The sequence below is a fragment of the Sulfitobacter sp. PR48 genome, assembly GCF_028807335.1.
In the GTDB taxonomy this organism is placed as follows: domain Bacteria; phylum Pseudomonadota; class Alphaproteobacteria; order Rhodobacterales; family Rhodobacteraceae; genus Sulfitobacter.
In genome coordinates, this window is the sequence record NZ_JARAMM010000014.1 from 106,604 (window position 1) to 112,740 (window position 6,137).

Here is a 6,137-nt window from a genome sequence, read left to right on the forward strand (position 1 = left end):
TTTCAGCATCGCAGATCATGCGATAAAGCCAAGGCGACAGAGATAACCGTTAGCGCCACCATTCCAAGCGATAAGGACACCGAGATGAAATTTTTCGTAGACACCGCAGAGATTGACGCGATTGCCGAGCTGAACGACCTGGGCATGGTAGACGGCGTTACCACAAACCCCTCCCTGATCCTCAAGTCGGGCCGCGACATCATCGAGGTCACCCGCGAGATCTGCGCGCTGGTCACCGGCCCGGTCAGTGCCGAAGTGGTAGCCCTGGATGCAGAGACCATGATCGCCGAGGGCCGCAAGCTGGCCGAGATTGCGGACAACATCACCATCAAGCTGCCGCTGACATGGGACGGGCTGAAAGCCTGCAAGATCCTGTCCGGCGAGGGCCGCATGGTCAATGTGACACTGTGTTTCTCCGCCAACCAGGCGCTGCTGGCCGCCAAGGCCGGTGCGACCTTCATCTCGCCCTTCATCGGGCGGCTCGATGACATCCACATCGACGGCATGGACCTGATCCACGACATCCGGACGATCTATGACAACTACGGGTTCGAAACGAACATCCTCGCCGCCTCCATCCGGTCCGTGAACCACGTCCACGAATGCGCGCTGGCCGGTGCCGATGTGATGACAGCGCCGCCCGAGGTGATCAAGAAGCTGGCGATCCACCCGCTGACCGACAAGGGGCTTGAGCAGTTCACCAAGGATTGGGAAAAGACCGGCCAGAAAATCCTCTGACCCGGTTTCGGGGCGGCATGCCCGCCCCGCACCCCGAAGGGCACAATTTCGCAACGCCACGGCTTTTTGCCCCGGCATGGCGAAAAAGGGGCGGCAATTGCCGGCCAGCGGTGCTATACCGGAGCAAATCAAGCAGAGACTGATATGAGCAGCAGCCCCAAGATTGACGACGCCCTGCGCGAGGCGATCATTTCGCAACCCGATGTGATACTCGACGACACCGATCTGATGCAGGCCCTGATCGCTGCCAATGAAAGGGCGATGGGCGGCAATATCGTCGATCTGCGCGGCATCGCGATGGAACGGCTGGAATCGCGGCTCGACCGGCTGGAGGACACGCACCGCAGCGTGATCGCCGCCGCCTATGAAAACCTGGCCGGGACCAACCAGATCCACCGTGCCATCCTGCGGATGCTCGACCCGGTTGAATTCGAGCCCTTCCTGCGCGATCTGGGCGGCGAAGTGGCTGATATCCTGCGTGTCGATGCGGTAAAGCTGGTTCTTGAATCGGTTCAGAACGACAATGACCCGGCGGTACAGCGGCTGGGTGATGTGCTGAGCGTGGCAGAACCGGGCTTTATCGACAGCTACCTGACCCATGGCCGCGGCGGCGCGCCCCGCCAGGTGACCTTGCGTGGCGTACAGGACGGGGCGCATCAGATCTATGGCGAGAAATCCGACTGGATCCGGTCCGAAGCCTGCCTGAAGCTCGATTTCGGCGCGGGCCGCCTGCCCGGCCTGCTGGTTCTGGGGGCGGAGGATCCGCATATGTTCGGCCCCCAGCAGGGCACCGACCTGCTGACCTTCTTTACCGGTGTGTTCGAGCGCGCGATGCGCCGCTGGCTGTCTTGAAGCGCGGCGACACAGCAGCACAGACCGGGCTGATCAGCCCCGCCGCGCGCGATGCGCTGGCCACATGGCTGGACCAGCAGCGCGCCTTGAAAGGGGCGGCAGAGAATACGCTGACCGCCTATCAGGGCGATGTCGCGGATTTCCTGGCCTTCATGACCGCCCATAAGGCGGCACCGCAGGGCCTTGGCGCCTTGGCACAGATCACGATTTCGGACATGCGGTCCTGGATGGCCCGCACACGCGGCCCCGGCGTCGGCCCCCGCTCCATGGCGCGCAAGCTGTCCGCGGTGAAAGCCTTTTACCGCTGGCTGGCAGAACGCGAAGGCTTTGAACCCACAGCGGTCCTGACCACCCGCGCGCCGAAGTTTTCCAGGAAACTGCCCCGCCCGCTGGCGGTGGATGCCGCGCGTGCGATGATCGACTGTGTCGAACTGCAATCGCGTCACCCCTGGGTTGCAACCCGCGACGTCGCGGTGCTGACCCTGCTTTGGGGCTGCGGTCTGCGGATATCGGAGGCGATTGGCCTCAGGGGCGCGGATGCCCCCCTGCCCGAGGCGCTGCGCATTTCCGGCAAGGGCGGCAAGGAACGCGTGGTTCCGGTTCTGCCTGCCGCCCGCGAGGCGGTCGGTGCCTATCTGCGCGCCTGCCCCTTCCCGCAGGAGGCCGATGGCCCGCTGTTTCGCGCCGTGCGTGGGGGGCCCCTGGGGCCGCGCGCGATTTCGCAGGTGATGGCGGATGCGCGCATGCAGCTTGGCCTGCCTGCGACCGCGACCCCCCATGCAATGCGCCACAGCTTTGCCACCCATCTGCTGGACGCGGGCGGCGATCTGCGCGCGATCCAGGAATTGCTGGGCCATGCCTCGCTTTCCACCACCCAGGCCTATACGGCGGTCGACACGGCGCGGTTGATGGAGGTCTACAACCGGGCGCATCCCAAGGCGGGATGAGATTGCGTTTTCTTCAAAGAAAACGGGCCGGAGTTTTCGAAAACTCCGTCGTCATATCAAGTCCCTGAAAACCGCATGAACCGCCGATTTCTTCAAAGAAATCGAACCGGAATTTTCGAAAATTCCGACTTTGTGACTTTCCCTACACCTCAAGATTCGGAAAACAAGCGTTTTCTTCAAAGAAAACCGACCGGAGTTTTCGAAAACTCCGCCGTCACATCAAGCCCCTGAGAACCGCATGAACCGCCGATTTCTTCAAAGAAATCGAACCGGAATTTTCGAAAATTCCGTCAGGATACCGACCTGCGCATCCCGTCCACAAAATCCTGCGCGGCGGCTGAGGGGTCCTGCTTCCCGGCGGCAACGGCGTCGCTCAGCGCGGTGAGCCGCGCCTGTGTTTCGGCTTCGGACAATTGCGCCAGCAAGCGCTGCTTCACGTCCTCCAGAAACCAGTAACGCGCCTGCGCGGCACGGGTCCGGTCCCAGAATCCGTTTTCGCGCCGCCAGTCTGCCAGGTCTTCAAGCGCCCGCCATGCCTGATCCAGCCCGTTCTCCTCCAGCGCGGAAACCGTCATCGCACAGGGATAGCCCGCCGGGTCCTGCGGACGCTTGCGCAGCAGGCGCAGCGCGCCCGCGTAATCGGCGCAGGTGCGGGTGGCCGCCGCCTTCAGTTCCCCATCGGCCTTGTTGATCAGGATCACATCCGCCACTTCCATGATGCCCCGTTTGACGCCCTGCAATTCGTCCCCGCCCGCCGGCGCCAGCAGCAGCACGAAAAGGTCGGACATCTCTGCCACCACGGTTTCGGACTGGCCGACACCCACGGTCTCGATCAGCACCACGTCAAAACCCGCCGCCTCGCACAGGCGCACGGCCTCGCGGGTGCGCCGCGCCACGCCGCCCAGGTGGGTCTGGCTGGGCGAGGGCCGGATAAAGGCATTGGGATCGCGGCTGAGCTGATCCATCCGGGTCTTGTCGCCCAGGATCGACCCGCCGGAGCGGGAGGAGGACGGATCGACCGCCAGCACCGCCACCCGCTTGCCCATGCCGGTCAGCATCATGCCAAAGCTTTCGATAAAGGTCGATTTGCCCACGCCCGGGGTGCCGGACAGACCGATGCGCAGCGCCTGACCCTCCTGCGGCAGGGCAGCCAGCAATTCGGCGGCGGCGGCGCGGTGATCGGCGCGGCCCGATTCCACCAGCGTGATCGCACGCGCGAGCGCCCGGCGCTCCTGTGCGCGGATGCGGCTGGCAAGGTCCTTGATATCCATGGCGCATCTTTTGCGGGACAGCGCAAAAATGTCCAGCCCCGGCCCTTGGCGCGCCAGGCGGTTTGCCGGATAAGACGACATGTCCTTTACCCTGCCCATCGACGCGGTCCTGCCGCAGGCCATCGCCGCCCTGCGCGAAACCGGCCGTCTGGTGCTGCAGGCTCCGCCCGGCGCGGGCAAGACCACGCGCGTCCCCCTGGCAATGCTCGACGCGGCGCTGACAAAGGGCAAGATCCTGATGCTGGAGCCGCGCCGCCTTGCCGCGCGGGCCGCAGCAGAACGCATGGCCGCCACCTTGGGCGAAGAGGTCGGCCAGACGGTCGGCTACCGCGTGCGCGGGGCTTCGGCGGTTGGCAGGACGACCCGGATCGAGGTGGTGACCGAAGGCATCCTCACCCGGATGTTGCAGGCAGAGCCGGATCTGCCCGGCGTGGGTGCCGTGATCTTTGACGAATTCCACGAACGTTCGCTCAATGCGGACCTCGGCCTGGCGCTTTGTCTGGAGGTGGCGGAGGCACTGCGCGACGACCTGCTGCTGGTGGCCATGTCTGCCACGCTGGACGCGGCCCCGGTGGCCGATCTGATGGCCGCACCCGTGGTCACCTCCCAGGGGCGCAGCTTTCCGGTCACCCCGTATTGGCTGGACAAACCCGTTGGCAACAGGCGTCTCGAACAGGCGACCGCAGATCTTGTGCTGCAGGCCCTGGCCGAGGCGGAGGGATCGGCGCTGGTGTTCCTGCCCGGTGAGGGCGAGATCCGCAAGGTCGAGGCGATCCTGCGCGATCAGCTGCCCAAGGGATGCACCATTGCCCCGCTTTTTGGCGCGATGGACTTCAAGGCCCAGCGCGCCGCCATCGCCCCCGCCCCGTCGGGCCGCAAGGTGGTGCTTGCCACCTCCATCGCGGAAACCTCCCTGACCATCGAGGGGATCACCATCGTCGTCGATGCGGGCCGGGCGCGCCGGGCGCGCTTTGACCCCGCCTCCGGCATGTCGCGGCTGATCACCGAAAGGGTCACCCGGGCCGAGGCCGCGCAACGCGCGGGCCGGGCGGGCCGGATGGCGCCCGGGGTGGCCTACAAGCTGTGGACGAAGGGGGAGGAGGGCGCATTGGCCGCCTATCCGCCCGCAGAGATCGAGGCCGGAGACCTGACAGGTTTCGCGCTGGAACTGGCGCTTTGGGGTGGTCAGGCCGAAGAGATGCGCTTTGTCACGCCCCCGCATGAGGGCCGTCTGGCCGAGGCGCGGCGCGTTCTGCAGATGCTGGAAGCGCTGGATGCGCAGGGCAGGATCACCGATCACGGCCGGGCGCTGGCGCGCCTGCCGCTGCACCCCCGCCTTGCGCATATGGTGGCACGGGGCGGTGCGCGGGCACCGACGCTTGCGGCCCTGCTGGCAGAGCGTGATCCGCTGCGCGGCACCGGCGTGGACCTGATGCTGCGCATTCAGGCCATCGAACGCGGCAATCCGCAGGCCCATGCGGCAACGGTAGCGCGCATCCGGCAGGAGGCCAAGCGCCTCGCCAGAGGCCAGACCGCGCAGGGCCCTGAAGATATCGCAGTGCTGGCTGCGCTGGCCTATCCCGACCGTGTGGGCCTGCGCAGGCCCGGGGACGCGCCGCGCTATGTCCTGTCGGGCGGCAAGGGCGCCATGCTGCCACAGGGTGACGCGATGGCCCAGGCGCGGCTGATCGTGGCCACCGATCTGGACGGCGATCCGCGCGAGGCGCGCATCCGCCAGGCCGCGCGGCTGGAAGAGGCCGATCTGCGCGCGACATTCGAGGGTCAGATTACCTGGAAAGACGTCTGCATCTGGTCGCGGCGTGACAACCGGGTGCTGACCCGTCAGCAGGAAACATTCGGTGCATTGGTCCTACAGGACCGCAACTGGACCGATGCGCCGGAAGATCAGGTGGCGCTGGCGATGCTGGAGGGTGTGCGGCAGCTGGGACTGCTGCCCGGTGCCGCGGCCCGGCGCTTTCTGGCCCGTGCAAGGCTGATGCCCCCGCCCTTCCCCGATTTTTCCGAAGCCCATCTGATGGCAACGCTGGAGGACTGGCTGCTGCCGCATCTGACCGGGCTGCGCAGCGCCGGGGACTGGAAAGGGTTCGACCTGCTGCCCGCCCTTCGGGCACGGCTTGACTGGGACCAGCAGCAGGCGCTGGACAGCGCCGCCCCGGCACATTTCGAAACGCCGCTGGGCCGCCGCATCCCCATCGACTATGACGGCGCGCAGCCTGCGATTGCTGTGAACAGGCATGCAATTTTGACCCCGTAGCGGGGTGATCGGCATCCAAAAATGACCCCCTTACACTGATGTGGATAATGCCCC

5 protein-coding genes are annotated in these 6,137 nt (G+C 65.8%); 4 read left to right on the forward strand and 1 reads right to left on the reverse strand.

The annotated features are described in order from the left end of the window. Positions 1–84 precede the first annotated feature (84 nt). The 3 genes from fsa to PVW51_RS18100 all read left to right on the forward strand — a co-directional run bounded on the left by fsa (position 85) and on the right by PVW51_RS18100 (position 2,537). Positions 85–738 carry a fructose-6-phosphate aldolase gene (gene fsa, locus PVW51_RS18090; protein ID WP_114274657.1) on the forward strand — a complete coding sequence of 218 codons (654 nt, stop codon included), beginning with the start codon at positions 85–87 and terminating at the stop codon, positions 736–738. A gap of 144 nt (positions 739–882) precedes the next feature. Continuing rightward, complete coding sequence (locus PVW51_RS18095; protein WP_114274658.1) at positions 883–1,590, forward strand: DUF484 family protein; 708 nt, start codon at positions 883–885, stop codon at positions 1,588–1,590. Next, on the forward strand, positions 1,587–2,537 hold the full coding sequence (locus PVW51_RS18100; protein WP_274576479.1) for a tyrosine recombinase XerC: 951 nt from the start codon (positions 1,587–1,589) through the stop codon (positions 2,535–2,537). Before PVW51_RS18095 ends, PVW51_RS18100 begins: the two co-directional genes overlap by 4 nt. A 290-nt stretch (positions 2,538–2,827) precedes the next feature. Here the strand turns inward: PVW51_RS18100 and meaB are convergent, their stop codons facing one another. Next, entirely contained in the window at positions 2,828–3,808 is a 981-nt protein-coding gene (gene meaB / locus PVW51_RS18105) for a methylmalonyl Co-A mutase-associated GTPase MeaB (protein ID WP_274576487.1), read from the reverse strand. A gap of 79 nt (positions 3,809–3,887) precedes the next feature. Between meaB and hrpB the strand changes: the two genes are divergently transcribed. Then, positions 3,888–6,083 carry an ATP-dependent helicase HrpB gene (gene hrpB, locus PVW51_RS18110; protein ID WP_274576481.1) on the forward strand — a complete coding sequence of 732 codons (2,196 nt, stop codon included), beginning with the start codon at positions 3,888–3,890 and terminating at the stop codon, positions 6,081–6,083. The last annotated feature ends 54 nt before the right edge of the window (positions 6,084–6,137 follow it).

Bases quoted from the DNA above. Each gene is read 5' to 3' on its own strand.
- fsa (WP_114274657.1), top strand. From the start codon at position 85: ATGAAATTTTTCGTAGACACCGCAGAGATTGACGCGATTGCCGAGCTG.
- PVW51_RS18095 (WP_114274658.1), top strand. From the start codon at position 883: ATGAGCAGCAGCCCCAAGATTGACGACGCCCTGCGCGAGGCGATCATT.
- meaB (WP_274576487.1), bottom strand. From the start codon at position 3,808: ATGGATATCAAGGACCTTGCCAGCCGCATCCGCGCACAGGAGCGCCGG.
- hrpB (WP_274576481.1), top strand. From the start codon at position 3,888: ATGTCCTTTACCCTGCCCATCGACGCGGTCCTGCCGCAGGCCATCGCC.